Genomic DNA, 20,458 nt, shown 5'->3' with positions numbered 1-20,458 from the left:
CTTTGAGTTTGCTCAGCCAACCCTAGCTGTTAAGAAAGGCGACCCAGCGCAAGTCGTCGTCAAGAGAAAAGGTGGCTCTAAAGGAAGTGTCAGTCTCAAATTGATCACAGAACCAGGAACAGGGGTTCATGGTAAGGTCTACAAAGATACCAACGTCACCCTTGGGTTCGCAGATGGAGAGACAGAAAAAACAGTCCAAGTTCCAACTCTTGATTTTGCAGGAAAAGCGACCGATGTCTATGACTTTAAGGTCAAATTGTTGCATCCGGATCAAGGAAGTCTGGTCGGCTTTATTCCAGAACTGACAGTCCAAGTGATGAACGAGGACCTGCTTCCAGAAAATCGCAAAGAAGTAGATGACCAAGATCCGAAACTGCACTACAGCCAAGGCTGGCACCACGAGACAGACAATCCAAACTTCTCAAATGGCACAGAATCTTGGTCCAGTTTTAACCAAGTGACCGATGAGGAAGGCAAGAAACACATTGACGTGACCATTACCTTTAAGGGCACCGGTGTGGAGGTTCGAGGAGTGGTCGACCCAAGTCATGGTCTCTACAGCGTCACCCTGGACGGAAAAGAAATAGCCTTCGAAGAAGGTCGTGGCCATGATTATGAAATCGAAGGCGATCATTATTTCAGTGGCTATGGAGATCAACGCAAGGTCGACCAGAGTTTGGTCAATCTGCAAGGTCTAGCAAAAGGTTATCACCAATTACGCTTGCACCTAGATCCAGCCCTCAATGATCCTCAGTCGTCCAGAGCCATCCAGGTAGACCGATTTATCCTATCAGGGAAAGATAGCCAGTTGTTCAGTCAAGAAGAGCTGCAACAGATCATCAGAGAAGGAGTAGAAAAGATCAAGGCTACTTCTCTCGATCGTTTGAAAGCAGACCTCAAACCAACGGTTCAAGGACAATTGACGGCCTTGACTCAGTTGCTGGATCAAGAGCGGCCAGATTTGGTTGCTGCAGCTAATCAAGTCGAAGCCCTTGAAACCATCTTAGAAGATGCTCGCAATTATGAACCCCTGACGCAGACACGGCCAGAAGAAGGTATTCGGGATTTGATTCTTGAAAAGCCAGAACTTCTCATCGAAGCGGAGGAGATTCCATTTGAGAGTCAAACACGTGAGAACAAGGACTTGGCCAAGGGCGAAAGCCGGATCCTTCAAGCAGGAAAGGTCGGACGCCGCTTGAAATTGATCGAGGTTCGACAAGAAGAAGGCAAAGAAATTCGGACAGAAGTCGATGCCTTTGTCGAAGTGGAGGCCCAGGACCAGATCACAGAAGTCGGAACGAAGGAAGCAGAAGAAGCTCCTATGATTCCGGATGTGCCTCTACCAACAAAACCAAGTGAAGACTCACAAGAAACGAAACCGCTCCTTCCTCCAGAAGACAAAAAAGAAAGTGGAATTGCTCCAATTTTGAAACCGACAGCTTCGAAAGAGACTCCTCTTTCTCCTGCGGTAGAGGCAGTAACTCCGGACCCTGTGCAGTCCCAAGAAAAACTGCCACAGACAGGATCAGAGAAGGCAAGTTTCTTAGCTTGGATCGGACTACTCGGCTTAGGCTTCCTAGGCGGAAGAGTGAAATACGCTCGTCGGAAATCCTAAAGTCCCTTCTACAAGAGGTTAGCAATAGCTAGCCTCTTTTTGGCCTCCTTCTGGCTACCAACAAGGGCCCTCCGATTCCATCTCGACGTAGTCTTTGCTTTATTTACAGGCGTAAAAATTGTATAATAGTCAGATAAGGTCAATAATGACATCATGGATGATGAGACCATTTTTGATCCTCTGAAAAGCAGAGAGCTTATCTAGAATGAAAAGGTTAGAAAGGAGCATCATGGCAAGTAAAAATACATCAGATAGCATTGAGGCCTATATCAAGTCGCTACTGGCTCAAGCAGGCATCGCAGAGCTCAAGAGAAGCGAATTAGCGGATGTTTTCCAAGTTGTTCCTAGTCAAATCAATTATGTGATCAAGACCCGCTTCACCGAAAGTCGAGGCTATATCGTAGAGAGCAAGCGTGGAGGTGGCGGTTATATCCGGATTGGCAAGGTCCAATTTTCAGACCAACACCAGATGCTAAAAGAGCTTGGCGCAAGCATCGGAGAACAAATCAGTCAGACTGTTTTTGGTGATATCCTCCAGATGCTATTTGAAGAAAAACTCCTTACAAAGAGAGAGGCAGAGCTTTTGTCAGTGACGACGACAGACGAGGTTCTGGGAAGTGAAGCCCATCGCTTACGAGCCAATATCCTACGAAAAATTATCCAACAAGTCGATAGAAAGGGAATGTAATCTCCTTATGAACTATTCAAAAGCCCTATTAGAAACGATTGAAGCCGCTCAAATCTTGGCGGGTCATTTTGAGTCTCAAACGCTAGATACCTGGCATATCCTAGTAGCCCTAGCCAATAACCCTTATAGTGTAGCTGGTTCCGTCTTAAGTGACTATCCTATGCAGATTGATGATTTTCAAGATGCGGCGGAGCACATTACGGGTCAAGTCTACCAGAGGGATGGTCGCTATGAGGTATTTCCTTTTTCTTTCCGTGTCGAAGAAATCATGAAACGTTCCCAAGAGATTGCCCAGGCAGTCCATGCTAAAAGTCTTGGAACAGAGCATGTCCTCTTGGCGCTTCTATTAGAGCGGGGGACCTTGGCTTCTCAAGTATTGGAGTATGTCGGCTTCCGCTATGATGATCAGGAAGAGGGCATTAAAATCGTCGAGCTTCGTAAGAGCTTGGAACAACGAGCAGGTTGGGACAAGGAAGCTGTCAAGGCCATTCGTTCGCTCTATCGGGCCCAGCAACCCAATCGTCAAACCATGGGAAATATGATGGGCATGCCAGCCTCTACCAGCGGTGGTTTGGAAGACTACACCCGAGATCTGACAGAAATGGCTCGCAATGGCAGTTTGGAACCGGTGATTGGTCGGGGGCAAGAAATCTCGCGGATGATTCAGATTTTGAGCCGCAAAACGAAAAACAACCCGGTCCTGGTCGGTGATGCCGGTGTCGGAAAGACCGCTCTGGCTTTGGGCTTGGCTCAACGGATTGCCAGCGGAGATGTCCCGACGGAGCTGGCTAAGATGCGGGTCTTAGAGTTGGACTTGATGAATGTTGTCGCAGGGACGCGGTTCCGTGGAGATTTTGAAGAGCGGATGAACAACATCATCAATGATATCGAAGAAGATGGCCATGTCATCCTCTTTATTGATGAGCTCCATACCATTATGGGATCTGGCTCTGGGATTGACTCTACCTTGGATGCGGCCAATATCTTGAAGCCTGCCTTGGCTCGCGGCACCTTGCGGACCGTAGGAGCGACCACACAAGAAGAATACCAAAAACACATTGAAAAAGACGCTGCTCTGTCACGCCGCTTTGCTAAGGTCTTGATTGAGCAACCCTCTGTCGCAGATAGCATCGCGATTTTGCAAGGGCTCAAGAAGACCTATGAACGTCACCACCGCGTCCATATTACGGATGCGGCTATTGAGACAGCTGTTGTCTATGCCAATCGTTATTTGACCAGTCGCCTCTTGCCTGACTCCGCCATTGACCTCTTGGATGAAGCAGCAGCGACCGTGCAAAATGAGGGGCCTCAAGCCGGTCTTCAGTCCGACTTGACAGCTGCTGATCAAGCCTTGCTCAAGGGGCAGTGGAAAAAAGTTGCTCAGTTGCTAAAAGAAGATGCCAGTCCAAAAGGCTACCAGCTAGAAGTCAAGGAAGAGGATATCCTGAAGACGCTCAGTCAATTGTCAGGCATTCCTGTGGAGAAACTAACCCAAACAGCGGCTAAGAAATACCTTGAATTGGAAGCAGAACTTCATAAGCGCGTGATCGGTCAGGATCAGGCTGTCTCAAGTATCAGCCGAGCGATCCGTCGTAATCAGTCGGGAATTCGGTCTCACAAGCGGCCGATTGGTTCCTTCCTCTTCCTCGGTCCGACTGGGGTCGGGAAAACCGAGCTCGCCAAGGCCCTTGCAGAAGTCCTCTTTGATGACGAGTCCGCTTTGATCCGCTTTGATATGAGTGAATACATGGAGAAATTTGCGGCCAGTCGTCTCAACGGTGCCCCTCCAGGCTATGTCGGTTATGAAGAAGGGGGCGAGTTGACGGAAAAAGTCCGCAACAAACCTTATTCAGTCCTCTTGTTTGATGAGGTGGAAAAAGCCCATCCAGATATCTTTAACGTTCTCTTGCAAGTCTTGGATGACGGTGTCTTGACCGACAGCAAGGGACGCAAGGTAGATTTCTCCAATACCATTATTATCATGACCTCAAACTTGGGAGCTACCGCTTTACGAGATGATAAGACAGTTGGCTTTGGCGCTAAGGATATTCGCTTTGACCAAGCCAATATGGAGAAACGCATCTTTGAAGAGTTGAAGAAGACTTATCGACCAGAGTTTATCAACCGGATTGATGAGAAGGTTGTCTTCCATAGTTTGACCAGTGACCAAATGCATGAGATTGTCAAGATTATGGTGAAACCGCTAGTTCAATCTCTAGCAGAGAAGGGCATTGCTCTGAAATTCCAAGCGTCTGCCCTTAAATGGCTGGCGACTCACGGATATGATCCAGAGATGGGAGCACGTCCTCTGCGCCGGACCATCCAGACCCAGGTGGAAGACTACTTGGCAGAGATCCTCTTGAGAGGAGAAGTGGCTGAAGGGCAAACCCTCAAGGTAGGTGTCAAGTCTGGTCAGCTTAACTTTACGATTGACTAGGAGGATATGCAGTGCCTCTCAAACGCTTGACCCGAATCACCCTCTTAGCAGCCCTCTGTGTGGTGCTGAGACAAGCCTTTGCCTTCTTGCCCAATGTCCAACCCATTAGTGCCATTTTCTTTTTACTGGTGCTATTTGAAGACTGGCAATTTGCCTGTTTGGTGATGGCGGTCACCATGTTTACCTCGGCTTTTCTCTTGGGGATGAGCCCAGTGGTGCTCGCTCAGATACTGGCCTTTGGCCTCCTCTTGACTATTTGGCGGGGGCTTTACCGCCACTTGTCTTTGCAAGTCCAAACTCTGGTAGTCGGCATCTTATCCTTTCTCTACGGGATAGTGATTGACAGTCTTTATGCTGTCCTCTACCACATGCCTTGGTGGACCTATGCACTGGTGAATGGCTTTAGCTTTAACCTAGCTCACGCCCTTTCCACCGCCTGTTTTTACCCTCTACTTTATGTAGTATTTAGGAGATTGTATCATGAAAAAAACACTTTATAGTTTCTTTGCTGTCCTAGCAGCTCTTGTATTGGTCAGTTGCGGAAAAAGCACACCATCGACTACGGAAAGCTCAGCTTCAAGCTCACAAGTAGCGAAAGAAAAACAAATTACCATTACGGTCAGTATCGCCCCTGAAGGGAAAGAAGCTCATAGCAAGACCTTGAAGGTTGCTGAAAAAGCCAACCTGATGGAAGTCCTGAAAGCTAACTACAAGATTGAGGAAAAGAGTGGCCTCATCACCTCGATCGATGGCGTAGCCCAGGACGAAAGCAAGGGACTTTATTGGATGTACAAGATTAATGGAGAGATGGCACCAAAAGGGGCAGCAGAAACGACTGTCCAAGATAGAGATACCATCGAATTTTATCAAGAAGTTTATCAATAAGAAAAAGAGTGAATGGTTGGAGTAGGGCTCCATTTGTTCACTCTTTTTTGAAACTAGTTTCTATTTTTTATAAGACTTGCAAATCCTCTTGACTTCCCTATAGATAAATGTTACAATTATATTACAAAATGTAACAAATGTTACAAAAGAGAGGTATTGCCATGAAAATGAAAGGAACCTTCTTTAGTCTATCTACCCTTGCTCTAACAGCTGCTCTTCTCTTAAGCGGATGTGGATCAGAAAAGAAAAAGGAAACCAGTCCATCTTCAACTAGTAAAATTGCGCAAGTGAAACAAAGCTCTACTAGTAAAAAAGAAGAGAAAAAGACCGCAAGCAAAACCACACAAAGCACAGAAGTTGCAAAATCTCCTGCAATCGCTTCGAGCGAAACACAAGCGAGCCAAGAAAATCCATCAACTCCAGTGACACCAAGAGTTCCAGAAGCCAGTCAAGGCCTGGCCCCAACTCCTTCCAAAGAAACAAAACCAGCAGTGAACTCAGCACCAGAAAAACAAAAACGTCCTGGCTTGGAAGAAGGTCGCACGACTGCCAAAGAACAAGCCTCTAAGACAGAGAACCCACGCTATAAAGGTGTCTTGAGCTATGCCTCAGGGGATTATTCAGGAGCAGCAGGTAGTTGGACCGACGGTCGCGATACAGGCGTAACGATCGGTCAAGGTGGACAAGTAACCATTCAAACTCCTGGTGGCGATGCAGTGGGCTATACAATTGGAAGCTATGAATACAACTTGGATCAAGGCCATTACCATGCTGGCTTGATTTCCACCCAAGATGGATCTGCAGCTAGCCTGGATATAGTTGTCGGTCAAAATGGTCAAGTGGCAAGCGTTCAAGTGACAGAAAATGGCCATGCGCATGCCTTGGTTCGGGAATAATGGCTCGCCACTGAGAAAATTTAAAAAATGATTGAAATCAGAGATTCAACTCTATATAATAACATACAGAGTTGAATCTTTTTAATTTTTGTTTTATAAAAATATATTTTTTTATAAAAAGGTATTGACAGATTGAAATTATAGTTTATAATAAAATCATAAGCAAAACATGTTTTGACATTATGATAAAGGAGCCAGTTAGATGAAAGAAAAAGTGGCAGTGGTATTTGGAACGTTTGCCCCCCTTCATCAAGGGCATATTGATTTAATTCAACGGGCAAAACGCCAATGTGACCGCGTTTGTGTGATTGTCTCTGGTTACAAAGGTGACCGAGGAGAAGAAGTTGGCCTTCCTTTGCAAAAACGTTTTCGCTATATTCGAGAAGGTTTTTCAAATGATGAACTCACCCAAATTTATAAATTAGACGAGACAGAACTTCCTCGCTATCCCTTAGGATGGGAGCCTTGGTTGAAAACAGCCTTAGAAACCATTCAATATGATGCAGAGAGAGAAGAACTCATCTTCTATGTTGGAGAGAAAGCTTACCAAGAGGAACTTGAAGCGAGAGGCTTTCAAGCGCACCTACAGGAGCGTCAGTTTGGGATCTCAGGGACCCTCATCCGGGAAAATCCCAGCAAGTATTGGAAATACATTGCGCAACCCTTCCGTCGTCAGTTTACCAAAAAGGTCCTCATTATGGGGAGTGCTAGTAACGGGAAGACGACCTTGGCAAAAGATTTGGCCCGCTTCTATGATGCGCCAGTGAGCTTAGAATATGCCCGGGAGTACCAGATCAGAAACAATGTACGGGATGATGAGCTGACCCCCAAGGACTATTATTATCTCCTACTTGGACAATACGATCAAACCTCAAAATTAATCGACAGTAGTGCCAATCGAGGCCTGGTCATTGCGGATACGAATTCGCTGGTGACCAAGGGCTATTACGACTACTATATGGAAGTAGAAGGCCAAGAGACCAGTATGACGGATACCTTTGATAACTTATTCGTTAGTATCCTCGCTAAGGAAAAATGGGATCTGATCTTATTTGTCCAACCCATTGGATCCTATGTCAATGATGGCTTCCGTGATATGACCATGGCAGATGACGAAATTCGCAACAGTTTTTCAAATCACCTGGATCACCTCCGCCACCAATATCTCGCAGATATCCCTACAGCCTATCTCGGGCAGGACTACTTGGGGAATTACGAAAAAGCAAAGCGTGTCATCGATACGATTTATCAAGCTGATTAAAGGAGAAGCAGCATGAAACGACTACAAGAAAAAATTCAAACATTTGGGGAGCATTTAAAAAATGTCCATCGAGAAGCTGGCAAACGTGGCTTCGTAGGGATTATGAAACTCCTTTGGAAAGACCTATTTGCAGGTCGCACTCTGACACAATGGCTCTATTTGCTTGCTTTATCTAGCGTGCCCTTTGTCCTAGAGTTTACCAATCAGGAAGCAAGTCACGATTGGTTAGGGCTCTTTGCCTCCTGGACAGGAATCGTTTGTGTTATACTAGTAGCAGAAGGTCGGGCTAGTAACTATCTCTTTGGAGCAGTAAACTCAGCGATTTACCTCGTCCTAGCCTTGAACAAAAACTTCTATGGAGAAGTTTTGACGACCCTGTACTTCTTCGTGATGCAACCAATCGGCCTCTATGTTTGGTTGTCAAATCGGATCAATGACCAAGGAGGGGCAGAAGAATCTCACTTTGAGGCCAAGAAATTAACCATAATGGAATGGATCAAGTATTTGGTTCTAACAGCTCTGATTTGGATCGGGATGGGCTACGCCTATAAAAGCATCCACAGTGCTCGCCCTTTCCGTGATAGTATAACAGATGCGACCAATGGTGTCGGACAGCTTCTCATGACCGGTCTCTATCGCGAACAATGGATTTTCTGGATTGCGACCAACCTCTTCAGTATCTACCTCTGGTGGGGAAAGAGCATCCATATTCAGGGAATGTATTGGGTCTACACCCTCAATAGTTTGGTTGGTTGGTACCAATGGAGCAAAGCAGTGAAAAAGGAGGTTGCTTAAATGACAGCAACAAGCATTCCGGAAGGGATGAATGAAAAGGAATACTACGAGACGGTCGTCAGCGAGGAAGAATTCCTCCGTTGGTATAAGGAGCAAGATCATCCCACCTATGAAAATCCAAGTGTAACTACCGATATGGTGGCCTACTGCTTTGTGGAAGGGCGTTTGAAGCTCTTGGTGATTCGCCGAAAAACCCACCCTTGTCAGCATCGGGTGGCCTTGGTTGGAGGATTCTTGCAAAAGCATGAAGATGCTATCCAGGCTTGTATCCGTGAAGTTCAAGAAGAAGTTGGACTAGAATTGACCCCTCAAAAGGTCGAGCAACTAATGACAGTTTCGACTCCTGGTCGGGATCCACGGGGCTGGGTCATCACCATCGCCCACCTGGTCTACTTGCCTGCGGAGGCCGTCAATCTGGTCCGGGCTGGAGATGATGCCAAAGAAGTTCTCTTTCTCGATGTGGACTTCAAACAAGGGGAATGTTCTCTAGATGGCCGTGTCTTGACAGCTGAAGATTTCGCCTTTGACCACTATGAGATTGTCCAAGAATCTATCAAGCGGATCCAAGGACGTTTGGCTTGGAATCCAACCTTCCTCCATCTCCTAGAAGAACCTTTCACCGTATACGAAGCAACCGAGCTGGTGAATCTGATCCATCCAGATAAAGAAATTTTGACCAATAATTTCCTTGTGACCTACGGTTCCTATGTTGAAGAGGTAGGAGTCAAGCGGGTGCCTAAGAAAAAACCACGCAAGACCTATCGCTGGAAGGAAAGCGAAGCTCAAGCGGATCAATAACATACAAAAACAGCATCAACATTTTGATGCTGTCAGATGGAGTTAAGTTCTTCTAAAAACTTTCCTTAAGTGAGTACGGACGTCAGCGAACTTCTTCAAAGTTCCATGACTAATTATTGAGCCCTTCGCTCTTTAATTTCTGGGCTCAGGCTAAAACAGTTCCCCAAACTGTTTTACTCTCAATAATTCCGAGTGCCTGAAACACAATTGTTTCAGGCACTTTTCTCACAGCGGAAAGTTTTAAATTGACTTAACTGACTCATAAAATTTAAGTCAATTTTTTGAAAAACCAGCTAGCTAGTTTATGTTAAAAATAAGTTGTATATATTTTAAACAGCATCAATGTCGATGCTGTTTTTTGTTATTAAGCTTTTTCTAATTGAAGAAGTTCTTCAATCTCAGACAAAGTGCTTGCTTGCGAGATGGCTCCGCGGAGTTTGGCTGCGCCTGAGGTACCACGGAGGTAGTGAGGAGCTAAGCCGCGGAATTCGCGAACGGCAATGTGCTCACCCTTGAGATTGATCAAGCGCTTCAAGTGCTCATAAGCAATCTTCATCTTGTCTTCAAAGGTCAAATCAGGCAGGATTTCTCCTGTTTCAAAATAGTGATTGATTTGATTGAAGAGGTAAGGATTCCCCATAGCAGCACGGCCGATCATGACCGCATCGGCACCAACTTCTTCGATGCGTTGTTTGGCGTCTTGCACCGTCCGGATATCTCCGTTTGCGATGAATGGAATCTTGGTCAGAGCTTGAGCGACCTTGTGAAGGGTCTCAAGATCCGCGTGACCTGTATACATTTGCTCCCGGGTCCGTCCGTGCATAGCGAGGGCAGAGACACCTGCAGCTTCGGCAGCGAGGGCATTCTCAACTGCTAGAGAAGGGTCAGACCAACCTGTCCGCATTTTGACAGTGAGGGGGATATCAATGACGGATTGAACCTTGTTAATGATAGAGTAGATCTTGTCGGGATCTTTAAGCCACATCGCACCCGCCTCGTTCTTGACGATTTTATTTACCGGGCAGCCCATGTTGATATCCACGATATCAGTTTTGGTATTTTCTTGAATAAATTCAGCTGCGCGTGCTAAGCTATCTTCATCGCTACCAAAGAGCTGGATCGATACAGGATTTTCTCCCTCATCGATATGGAGCATATGCAGAGTTTTTTCATTGTTGTACTGGATCCCCTTGTCAGAGACCATTTCCATCACAACGAGCCCCGCCCCCAGTTCTTTCGCAATGGTCCGGAAGGCTGAGTTGGTCACTCCGGCCATAGGTGCAAGGACCGTCCGGTTTGGAATCTCGACGTTCCCAATCATAAAAGGTGTATTAAGATTTGTCACGAATGAGTTCCTCCAAGTCGTTTTCATCAAAGTGGTACGTTGTCTGACAGAATTGGCAAGTGATTTCAGCGCCATGGTCTTCGTCCTTCATCTCTTGAAGGTCTTTGGCTGGTAAGCTTGCCAGGGCATTCATGAAGCGTTCCTTGCTACAGTCGCATTGGAAGCGGATTTCTTCTTCAGAGAGGCGTTTAAAAGGTTCATCCCCATAAATGGCGGCAAGAAGTGCTTCAATATGGTCTTCAGATGCCAAAAGGGTTGAAATAGCTGGCATTTCTTGGATCCGTTTTTCAAAGCGGGCGATTTCTTCTTCCTTGGCATTTGGCAAGACCTGGAGCAAGAAGCCACCGGCAACCTTGACCTTGTCTTCCTCATCAAGAAGAACATTGAGCCCAACCGCAGAAGGTGTTTGTTGGCTCTCAGTCAGATAAAAGGCCAGGTCTTCTCCGATTTCACCTGTCACAAGAGGAGTCATAGAGTGATAAGGATTGCCTGTGCCGTAGTCGGTGATGACTAAGAATTCTCCATTTCCGACGAATGGTCCGACTACGACTTCACCGGTCGCCGTCTTCTTGATATCCACTCCAGGATTTTGCACGTAGCCTTTGACATTTCCTTTAGTGTCAGCCACGGTGATGATGGCCCCGAGTGAGCTAGTTCCAAGGACCTTGACTGTAATTTTAGTATCTCCTTTCTCATTTGCTGCCAAGATTTGACTGGCAATGAGGGTACGGCCAAGTGCGACCGTAGAGCTAGCTTGTGTGTGATGTTTTTCTTGGGCTGTTCGTACAGTTTCTGTACTGTCTAGTACATAGGCACGAAAAGCGCCACTTTCTGAGATAGTTTTAATAATTTTGTCCATAGCTTCTATTTTAGCATAAAAAAGGGAAAGAGGTGAAGGGAGTAACTTGATTTATTTAGACGGTGAAGGGATAAAATCTTTCAGGGGAGAGCTTCGCTTAGAAACTGAATAGAATAGGATCTGTTTTAGGAAGTAAAGAAGGCAAAAGACGAACAATCATTCTTTAACGTTTAAAATGACGATCAAAAGATGGATGTTCGGAAAATGAGAAGCGGATTTTAAGGGTAAAAAACCAAGTAAAGAAATAGCCGACCTTGAAAAAAACGAGGAAATTTCTTATAATAGAGTGTAAGACAAACTTGCAGGTGAGACTCCTGCCCCTAGTTTGAAGAAAGGCATAGATAGGGAACTATCTATGGTATATGAAAAAGAATTATGACATCAGTTGTTGTAGTAGGAACCCAATGGGGTGATGAAGGAAAAGGGAAGATTACAGACTTCCTATCAGCCAATGCAGAAGTCATTGCTCGCTATCAAGGTGGGGACAATGCCGGACACACCATCGTAATCGACGGCAAAAAGTTCAAGTTGCACTTGATTCCTTCTGGTATCTTCTTCCCTGAAAAGATCTCTGTCATCGGAAACGGCGTGGTGGTCAACCCTAAATCATTGGTCAAAGAGTTGGCATATCTCCATGAAGAAGGGGTATCAACGGACAGCCTTCGCATCTCTGACCGTGCCCATGTCATCCTTCCTTACCACATCGAATTGGACCGTCTCCAAGAAGAGTCTAAAGGCGAAAACAAAATCGGAACGACGATTAAAGGGATTGGCCCAGCCTACATGGACAAGGCTGCGCGTGTGGGAATCCGGATCGCGGATCTCTTGGACCGCGACGTCTTTGCGGAACGCCTTCGCATCAATTTGGAAGAAAAGAACCGTCAATTTACCAAACTCTATGATGCAGAGGCTCTGTCATTTGACGATATCTTCGAAGAATACTATGAATATGGTCAACAAATCAAGCAATATGTAACCGATACTTCTGTCATCTTGAACGATGCTTTGGATAACGGCAAGCGCGTGCTCTTCGAAGGAGCTCAAGGGGTTATGCTGGATATCGACCAAGGAACTTATCCGTTTGTTACTTCATCAAACCCTGTTGCAGGTGGGGTGACCATCGGATCAGGTGTCGGCCCAAGCAAGATCGACAAGGTTGTCGGTGTATGTAAAGCCTACACTAGCCGTGTCGGTGATGGACCATTCCCAACAGAGCTGTTTGATGAAGTGGGCGACCGGATCCGTGAAGTCGGTCATGAGTATGGGACAACAACAGGTCGTCCCCGTCGTGTCGGTTGGTTTGACTCAGTTGTCATGCGCCATAGCCGTCGCGTTTCAGGAATTACCAACCTTAGCTTGAACTCAATCGACGTTTTGTCAGGTTTGGATACAGTGAAAATCTGTGTAGCCTACGACTTGGATGGAGAACGCATCGATTACTACCCAGCAAGCTTGGAGCAACTCAAACGTTGCAAACCAATCTATGAAGAATTACCAGGTTGGTCAGAAGACATCACCGGTGTGCGTCACTTGGATGAGCTTCCAGAAAACGCTCGCAACTATGTTCGCCGGATCGGTGAGTTGGTTGGTGTGCGCATTTCAACCTTCTCAGTCGGACCAGATCGTGACCAAACCAATATCCTTGAAAGTGTCTGGTCAAGTAAATAATTCAATAAAAGTTGGGAGTCTCTCTCAACTTTTTTGAGTCTTAAGCTTACTTTAAGACACAAGGTCTATACTAAGACCATAAACAAAGACCTCCCAACTTTGTTTAGAAACCAAACTTTTTTTCATAAACATCTCCCTATAAGAAGTCACCCATTGGTGGCTTTTTTTGTGGCTTCATCATATAATAGAACAAGAACATAAAAAGTAAGTGAGAGTACAAGTGAGAGACTATACCCTAGAAGAGAAAGAAGCTTTTATGCGAGAGGCTTTAAAAGAGGCAGAAATCGCCTTGACCCATGAGGAAATTCCTATTGGCTGTGTCATTGTCAAAGACGGTGAAATCATTGGACGGGGCCACAATGCGCGAGAAGAATTGCAACGGGCTGTCATGCATGCGGAGGTGATGGCGATTGAAGAAGCCAATCAGCATGAAGAGAGTTGGCGCTTGCTGGATACCACCCTATTTGTGACCATTGAACCCTGTGTCATGTGTAGTGGTGCCATTGGACTGGCCCGGATCCCTCAGGTAGTCTATGGTGCGACCAATCAGAAGTTCGGTGGAGCAGGGAGTCTCTATGACATTTTGACAGATGAGCGCCTTAATCACCGGGTAGAGGTGGAAACAGGGATCTTGGAAGCAGAATGTGCAGCCATCATGCAGACCTTTTTCCGCCAAGGTCGGGAACGAAAAAAACAAGCCAAGCTCGCAGCCAAGGCCGAAACACAAGAATAAAAACCGGACCTTTGCAAAATCCACAAATTATGATATAATACCTATCGGAGCAACAGTTCTGCGTGAAGCGGGTCAGGGGAGGAATCCAGCAGCCCTAAGCGAAGTGAACTGTGTGCTCTTTTCTATTGCTCTTGATGAATCGAGCCTGCAAGGCTTAGATGAATCCTAGAGCAATGGATGCAGTTTTTCCCGTTAGGGAAAAAGCTGTAAACTGATGAAGTTCTTAGTGAATCAAGTCCAAGGGACGAAGATGAACTTAGGTACATTGACGCAGTTCGAGCAAAGCGAGAACTACGTTCCGATAAGTGAACGTAGTGAATCAAGCCTGCAAATCGCAGATGAGTTTAGAGATATTGATTCTGAGGAGCTTTGCGACGTGAGGGCTATCAGTCACCAGTATCATCTCAAAATTCATTAGTGGATTCAAAGAATAATAGCGTGAAAATGGAGCTTCGGAAGAGGCCCCTTTTTTTGTCTGTTCCGCTCAAAATAAGGCCCTACATGCAAACGATTGCTATTGCGTCGTTGCTTGATTTGTGAAAATAAAAAAATTAGCAAATGAAAACGTTTTACAGGATGGTTTCCCTTGATTAAATCCCAGTAAAGCGATATCATAGAGAAGAAGAAATTTTGGAGGAATAACATGTCTCATATTAAATTTGACTACTCAAAAGTTTTGGGTAAATTTGTTGCCCCACATGAAGTGGACTACATGCAAGCACAAGTTACAGCAGCAGACGAATTGATCCGTAAAGGAACTGGTGCTGGTAGCGACTTCTTGGGTTGGTTGGACCTTCCTGAAAACTACGACCGCGAAGAATTTGACCGCATCTTGAAAGCTGCTGAGCAAATCAAAGCAGACAGCGATGTTTTGGTCGTGATCGGTATTGGTGGATCATACCTTGGTGCGAAAGCAGCGATTGACTTCTTGAACCACCACTTTGCAAACTTGCAAACAAAAGAAGAACGCAAAGCGCCACAAATCCTTTATGCTGGAAACTCAATCTCATCTACTTACCTTGCTGACTTGGTAGAGTACGTAGCTGACAAAGACTTCTCAGTAAACGTGATTTCTAAATCAGGTACAACAACTGAACCAGCGATTGCTTTCCGTGTCTTCAAAGAACTTTTGGTGAAGAAATACGGACAAGAAGAAGCGAACAAACGGATCTACGCAACAACTGACCGCCAAAAAGGTGCTGTTAAAGTTGAAGCAGATGCCAACGGTTGGGAAACATTTGTGGTTCCAGATGACATCGGTGGACGCTTCTCAGTATTGACAGCAGTTGGATTGCTTCCAATCGCTGCATCAGGTGCAGATATCAAGGCCCTTATGGAAGGTGCGAACGCAGCTCGTAAAGACTACACTTCGGACAAACTTTCAGAAAACGAAGCTTACCAATACGCAGCTGTTCGTAACATCCTTTACCGTAAAGGCTATGCAACTGAAATTTTGGTAAACTACGAGCCATCCCTTCAATACTTCTCAGAATGGTGGAAACAATTGGCTGGTGAGTCAGAAGGGAAAGACCAAAAAGGGATCTACCCAACTTCAGCTAACTTCTCAACAGACTTGCACTCATTGGGTCAATTTATCCAAGAAGGAACTCGTATCATGTTTGAAACAGTTGTCCGCGTTGACAAACCTCGTAAGAACGTGATCATCCCTACTTTGGAAGAAGACCTTGACGGACTTGGATACCTTCAAGGAAAAGATGTTGACTTCGTGAACAAAAAAGCAACTGACGGTGTTCTTCTTGCCCACACAGATGGTGACGTGCCAAACATGTACGTAACTCTTCCTGAGCAAGATGCCTTCACTCTTGGATATACTATCTACTTCTTCGAATTGGCAATCGCCCTTTCAGGTTACTTGAATGCTATCAACCCATTTGACCAACCAGGTGTTGAAGCATACAAACGTAACATGTTCGCCCTCCTTGGTAAACCAGGATTTGAAGAATTGAGCAAAGAACTCAACGCTCGCCTTTAATCAATAGACAAAACGATCTCACAAGAGGTCGTTTTTTAATCGCTTTCAATATCTCAGAATGAGGTGGAAAAATAGACTGTTTTATGATATAGTAGAACTACTATATTTATACTTTGCACGTCAAACTATGGTCACGAAAAGTGGGGAGAATGACGGGCGCAGGTTGTTAGTAAAGGAGAGATTATGACAACAGAAGACAAGACACCTTTTGGAACACAAGAGGAGAACGTTTCTCAAGAGCCTTTTGGAACACAAGAGGGACAAACTGTTCAAGAACCTTTTGGAGCACAAGAAGAACAAACTGTTCAGCAACCTCTTGAAGCTCAAACTGGTCAAAACGTCCAAGAACCTTTTGGAGCACAAAATAGCCAAACAGCTTATGAGCCATTTGGGGCACCAGGAGCGCAAGCCTTTCAACAGGCTTCTCCAGTAGAAGGACCACAAGCTGGAGGACAGGAACAATTTTTCCAAAATCAAGCGCCTCAGGTAGAAAATAATCCGTTCTACCAACAAGGGAACCCTCAAGCCTTCCAATCGCAATGGAATGTTCAGCCAAAACCGAAGCGTGGATGGACGAAATTTGTTGTCTTTTCCCTTCTTGCACTCCTTCTTGGTGGATTAATTGGTGGTGGAGCTGGCTATTTCTGGGGAAATTCATCTAAGCCTCAAGCAGATGCTAATCGAACAAAACGTTTAGAACGCGCTAATGAAGAAGCAAAAAAGATAAAGAACAGCTTCATTACAGATAAGAAGGAGGCTGTTTTCACCTGGACTCTTAAAGACCTTGGTTCCTTGAGTTATACCAATAAGGATGGTTATGGTTTGACTGCTGATCAGATTGTTGAAACCTATGGATTGGCTTCCAGTGTGGAGTATGATAAGAATAGCCTCACTCTTTATTGGGATCGTGCAAAGAATGCTGAACATCAGAATGTTTATTTCCGATTTGAAAAAGTTGATGGCAATTATTATTTGAAAACTGTGGAAGCTTTTGATTTAGAAGAATTTTATGCAGACGAAGAAGACGATGAAGATGAAGATACTTCTGCAGATCGTGAGTTAAGTACAAAAGAATTCAAAAATCTGAAAACAGGAGATAAGAAAACTGGTAAAGGTGGAACTTCCTTATCAGAAGTTTTGAAAAAGCGTAAATCAAGTGCTGTTCGAATTGGAACAGAAACAAAAGCTACTGCAGAAGGAGAAGAGTATGACTCTACTCGTGTTATTGCAACCGTAAACTTTAAGGTCGGTGACGATTATAAGACATTACGCTTCTTAGCACAACCAGACGGGGACTTCTTATACATTGGTCCAGAACGTTTTTAATATAGAGGAGATAGATGAAAGATGAATATGAATCAATCACAGGCACCATTTGGTGTGCCAGAAACTGGTAATCAAAAGAAGCCAGGGAAAGGTCTATTAATCGCTTGTGTTAGTGTTTTTGCAGTCTTAGGAGTCATTGCAGGTCTATTTCTTGGCCGTTCTTTTGGTGCAACAAATGCTAAAAGTAGCGAACCGGCCCTTCACCCAACAGCTGACGCAGGGGAATCAAAACGTGATCAGTCTGGGAAGTATATTAATCCGGAAGAAGCAGAATTTTCTTGGAACATTGATGATTTAGCTGATTTGGAGTTTGGGACATACGAAACTCCAGATTTAGGAACAAGCATTGAAGATGTCGTGGATGCACATGGCAAGGCTTTGAAAGGCACGTTTCGAAGAGATAAAATTGATTTAGAATGGGGCGAGTTAGACGAAGATCAGGATGATACGCTGCCTTCTTATCATACTGTACGTGAAATGCGCCTTACGTTTCAGAAGAATGGAGACAATTATTATTTAAAAGACCTCTATTATTCAGGAAATTATAAAGAAGCTGAGGACGATTTTATGACCTCATCTTACTATGATAAACTGAAAGTGGGAGATGCCAAAACTGGTAAGGATGGTGTATCCTACAAGGAAGTGATTAAGGATCATACGATTTCTAGTCTTTCAATGTCTGCAGAAGAGGACTACAAAACTCATGATATTGTGACTACAATGAGAGTAAATATTAAATCCTCAAGTTCTTCTGAATATAGGTTGACTTTTGTGAGACAATCAGATGGTGATTTCCTCTTATCTGAAAAAGAATGATGATGAAGAAGGGCTCTTCATTCATTCTTTTCGAAAGAGGTAAGGGAGGAAGAATCCATTCACCTAAAACCCTAAAAAGATCTGGAATGGCATTTTCAGATCTTTTTCTGTTCTAGCGGGGACTGGCTATTTATGGTATAGTAGGATATGTTGACAAAGGAAACACGTGTGAACAGTTGGACGGAAAGGGATACAGATACGATCGCAGAATGGATAATGTAAAGGAAACAACAGGAAAACATCTGAAGACCCTCTTAGCTTTCATCCAAAAAAGAGGGATTATTTTCGGGGTCCTCGCAATGCTGGGAGTAGGCTATGGGCTTGCTGCTTCTGGGAGGCCACAAGACCAGCTAAATCCAGACCAGCAAGTGACCTTTCGTAAGGAAGAAGCTTATCTGCAGGCCTTCCTGGCGAAATCAGATCGACCAGAAGTTGGGGTGCATTTGGAGGAATTGCTAGAATTTAAAATAGGAGATGGGACTGGTGGGCCAAGCACCAAGGGAACGACACCAGAGACCCTGGTCAAAAAATTAGGGGGAGCCAAGCAAGCTCGGCTTGAATCAAAAGCTAGAACGCAGCTCCTTCGTCTCAGCTATGGAACGACACAAGATGGTCGAGATAGATACCAATTTGAATTTACCCATATGAAGGATGGCTACTATCTAACAGCTATTCAGGGCTATCAACCAACCTCTAAGCAGAATATAGAAAGTAAACAGCTGAAAAAGGCAGCCTTGACCAGTCTTGCTAGTGGGAAAGAGAAAACTGGCATGAAACTAGAAGACATTTTACAAAAGGTTGGCTTGCCACAATCATTGCTTATGAATCATAAGGATGGAAAGACAGTTTTGGTCCTAACCTACCGTGCACAAGAGGGGCTCGTCTTTCTCACTTTGCAAGCCCAAAAAGATGCGCGCTATCATCTAGTCAAGGTCGAATAAGGAGGAGTAAATGGATACAGTCATCAAGAAGTTAACAATTCCTGGCCTCCTGCTGCTAGCGCTCCTCCTAGGGATGGGGTTAGAGGTCCTTAGTCATCCACCGAAAAATTCTACAGCGATAAGTGAAATAAGGAACTTATCAACTTTTAAAGCGAAAGAATTTCAAGGGGAGCGACTCTTAAAAGAAACGAATGAAAAAAAGGATTCGCCATGGACCCTGGATCAGATCGAGCGCTTCCCTCTGTCGATAAAGAACCAAAACGGTAGCCTAAAGCAGACTGGAAGTCGCCTGGAGACCCTTCTGAAGGAGATGGGGCACCCCCAAGAGAAAGTTCTCTTTCAATCTACAGCAAGCAAGCAACCCAGACTCTCCCTGCTCTATCGATGGGACGATAGGGGAAAGGGAGCCTCCATCCGTTTGCTTTTTAGCAAGGGGGCTGATGGGAGCTATCTGCTAGAAGAGATCGACGCCAGTCTAGCCAATCTAGACCGGGAGGGGAACAAAGCTTTTTCAGAAAAAGTTTACCAGAGCTTAGAACCTGGAGAAAAGATGGATCTGAAAGCACTTCTAGGTAGCTATCAGGGCTTACAATCCTTCGTTCGACACCAGATCGGGCCTGATCAGGAAGGTTTTCAACTATCCTATCAGGATGAGAAGGGAAAAACGTATTTATTGGAGCTGGAACATGTAGACGGTTCCTATTCCTTGTTGCTCAAAAGTCAACTAGATCCTAAGAAACAAAGTTAAGTAAAAAGAAGGGAAAATGGAATGGAAAAAGGTAGACAGATTCAAAGAGAATGGTCTAGGTTCCCAAGTAGGAATCGGGAAGTGTCTGAGGTCTTTTCGGATCGTGGGCCTGAAGGAGAAGCTTTTGAAAGTCCCAGTCTTCGGAGCTATCAAAAAGGGGTAAAGAGAAGTGTCCGTGAGGATGCTTTTCGAGGAGCGGGCTTGCCCCGTTTTGGTTCCCTTTTTGCAGTTGCTGTGGGGATGGTTCTCGTCTTTAGTCTCTCCATTATAGCGCTTGGTTATGTAAGCAGTTCTCTCAATAAGACAGAGCCGGATAGCCCAGTAAGTAAGAAACAGGACCGTCATTCTTTCAGTTCGACATCCGCTAGCTCATCATCTGCCTCCTCTAGCCAACCATCAGAATCTTCTAGCTCAACAAAGGAAGAAAAGAGTGAGTCAGATAAGAAATCGGGACAATTGACTGCCGACAATTCTCCCTATATAGATGGGGAGAATGGGATTCGTGACTTTAATTTAGACGAGTTATTGGTTCTCAGTCGAAAAAACAAATTATCCAATGTGACCGCAGAAGAACTTGTGAATCAGTATGGAAAAGCTAAACGAGGTTATTTTTCTGATGTAAGTGCAGACAATCGGGGAATCACTTTACAATAT

At 44.9% G+C, this 20,458-nt stretch carries 18 protein-coding genes, 1 other RNA gene and 1 pseudogene; 18 read left to right on the top strand and 2 right to left on the bottom strand.

Features of this window, described 5'->3' with window-relative positions; translation table 11 throughout:
• The 9 genes from ACLOR3_RS02505 to ACLOR3_RS02465 form a co-directional block, all read left to right on the top strand.
• The coding region (locus tag ACLOR3_RS02505; RefSeq protein ID WP_412036957.1) for a G5 domain-containing protein at positions 1–1,615 on the top strand (1,615 nt) is incomplete at its 5' end.
• Between the two features lie 229 nt (positions 1,616–1,844).
• Entirely contained in the window at positions 1,845–2,303 is a 459-nt protein-coding gene (locus ACLOR3_RS02500) for a CtsR family transcriptional regulator (protein WP_048716682.1), read from the top strand.
• 7 nt (positions 2,304–2,310) lie between these two features.
• Complete coding sequence (locus tag ACLOR3_RS02495) at positions 2,311–4,740, top strand: ATP-dependent Clp protease ATP-binding subunit (protein ID WP_048716679.1); 2,430 nt, start codon at positions 2,311–2,313, stop codon at positions 4,738–4,740.
• Positions 4,741–4,751: 11 nt separating this feature from the next.
• Complete coding sequence (locus ACLOR3_RS02490) at positions 4,752–5,240, top strand: ECF transporter S component (protein WP_048716677.1); 489 nt, start codon at positions 4,752–4,754, stop codon at positions 5,238–5,240.
• Complete coding sequence (locus ACLOR3_RS02485; protein WP_411400145.1) at positions 5,221–5,625, top strand: DUF4430 domain-containing protein; 405 nt, start codon at positions 5,221–5,223, stop codon at positions 5,623–5,625. The genes ACLOR3_RS02490 and ACLOR3_RS02485 overlap by 20 nt, the downstream gene beginning before the upstream one ends.
• A gap of 161 nt (positions 5,626–5,786) precedes the next feature.
• Positions 5,787–6,521, top strand: a complete 735-nt coding sequence (locus tag ACLOR3_RS02480) for a hypothetical protein (RefSeq protein ID WP_048716673.1) — start codon at positions 5,787–5,789, stop codon at positions 6,519–6,521.
• Positions 6,522–6,723: 202 nt separating this feature from the next.
• Entirely contained in the window at positions 6,724–7,782 is a 1,059-nt protein-coding gene (locus ACLOR3_RS02475; protein ID WP_411400144.1) for an AAA family ATPase, read from the top strand.
• 12 nt (positions 7,783–7,794) lie between these two features.
• The gene (pnuC, locus tag ACLOR3_RS02470) at positions 7,795–8,577 is read left to right on the top strand and encodes a nicotinamide riboside transporter PnuC (RefSeq protein WP_048716667.1); all 783 of its coding nucleotides are present in this window, start codon (positions 7,795–7,797) and stop codon (positions 8,575–8,577) included.
• The gene (locus tag ACLOR3_RS02465; RefSeq protein WP_048716665.1) at positions 8,578–9,375 is read left to right on the top strand and encodes an NUDIX domain-containing protein; all 798 of its coding nucleotides are present in this window, start codon (positions 8,578–8,580) and stop codon (positions 9,373–9,375) included.
• Between the two features lie 364 nt (positions 9,376–9,739).
• On the opposite strand, the gene dusB is transcribed toward ACLOR3_RS02465, so the two are convergent.
• Positions 9,740–10,720: a tRNA dihydrouridine synthase DusB gene (gene dusB, locus ACLOR3_RS02460; protein WP_048716662.1), complete on the bottom strand. Its 981-nt coding sequence runs from the start codon at positions 10,718–10,720 to the stop codon at positions 9,740–9,742.
• Positions 10,707–11,579 (bottom strand): Hsp33 family molecular chaperone HslO, encoded by an 873-nt coding sequence (hslO, locus tag ACLOR3_RS02455; protein ID WP_411400143.1) that lies wholly within the window; start codon positions 11,577–11,579, stop codon positions 10,707–10,709. Before hslO ends, dusB begins: the two co-directional genes overlap by 14 nt.
• Positions 11,580–11,954: 375 nt before the next feature.
• Between hslO and ACLOR3_RS02450 the strand changes: the two genes are divergently transcribed.
• The 9 genes and pseudogenes from ACLOR3_RS02450 to ACLOR3_RS02410 form a co-directional block, all read left to right on the top strand.
• Positions 11,955–13,247, top strand: coding sequence for an adenylosuccinate synthase (locus ACLOR3_RS02450; RefSeq protein WP_048716657.1), 1,293 nt, complete (start codon positions 11,955–11,957; stop codon positions 13,245–13,247).
• A 220-nt stretch (positions 13,248–13,467) separates the two neighbouring features.
• Positions 13,468–13,980 carry a tRNA adenosine(34) deaminase TadA gene (gene tadA, locus ACLOR3_RS02445; protein ID WP_048716652.1) on the top strand — a complete coding sequence of 171 codons (513 nt, stop codon included), beginning with the start codon at positions 13,468–13,470 and terminating at the stop codon, positions 13,978–13,980.
• A 38-nt stretch (positions 13,981–14,018) separates the two neighbouring features.
• An RNA gene (gene ffs, locus ACLOR3_RS02440) (signal recognition particle sRNA small type) lies at positions 14,019–14,114 on the top strand.
• A 509-nt stretch (positions 14,115–14,623) separates the two neighbouring features.
• Positions 14,624–15,973: a glucose-6-phosphate isomerase gene (locus ACLOR3_RS02435; RefSeq protein WP_048716648.1), complete on the top strand. Its 1,350-nt coding sequence runs from the start codon at positions 14,624–14,626 to the stop codon at positions 15,971–15,973.
• A 183-nt stretch (positions 15,974–16,156) separates the two neighbouring features.
• Complete coding sequence (locus ACLOR3_RS02430) at positions 16,157–17,299, top strand: hypothetical protein (RefSeq protein ID WP_411400141.1); 1,143 nt, start codon at positions 16,157–16,159, stop codon at positions 17,297–17,299.
• A gap of 21 nt (positions 17,300–17,320) precedes the next feature.
• Entirely contained in the window at positions 17,321–18,115 is a 795-nt protein-coding gene (locus tag ACLOR3_RS02425; RefSeq protein ID WP_048716644.1) for a hypothetical protein, read from the top strand.
• Between the two features lie 209 nt (positions 18,116–18,324).
• Positions 18,325–19,056: a hypothetical protein gene (locus tag ACLOR3_RS02420; RefSeq protein WP_048716641.1), complete on the top strand. Its 732-nt coding sequence runs from the start codon at positions 18,325–18,327 to the stop codon at positions 19,054–19,056.
• Positions 19,057–19,066: 10 nt separating this feature from the next.
• Positions 19,067–19,804, top strand: coding sequence for a hypothetical protein (locus ACLOR3_RS02415; RefSeq protein WP_048716637.1), 738 nt, complete (start codon positions 19,067–19,069; stop codon positions 19,802–19,804).
• A gap of 21 nt (positions 19,805–19,825) precedes the next feature.
• Positions 19,826–20,458 (top strand): annotated as a pseudogene (locus tag ACLOR3_RS02410) (hypothetical protein); the annotation flags it as partial.

Origin of the sequence: Streptococcus intestinihominis (assembly GCF_046824975.1) — a bacterium.
In the GTDB taxonomy this organism is placed as follows: Bacteria; Bacillota; Bacilli; order Lactobacillales; family Streptococcaceae; genus Streptococcus.
Note: the sequence above shows the minus strand (reverse complement) of the source record. Positions and strands in the feature narration are given on the sequence as shown.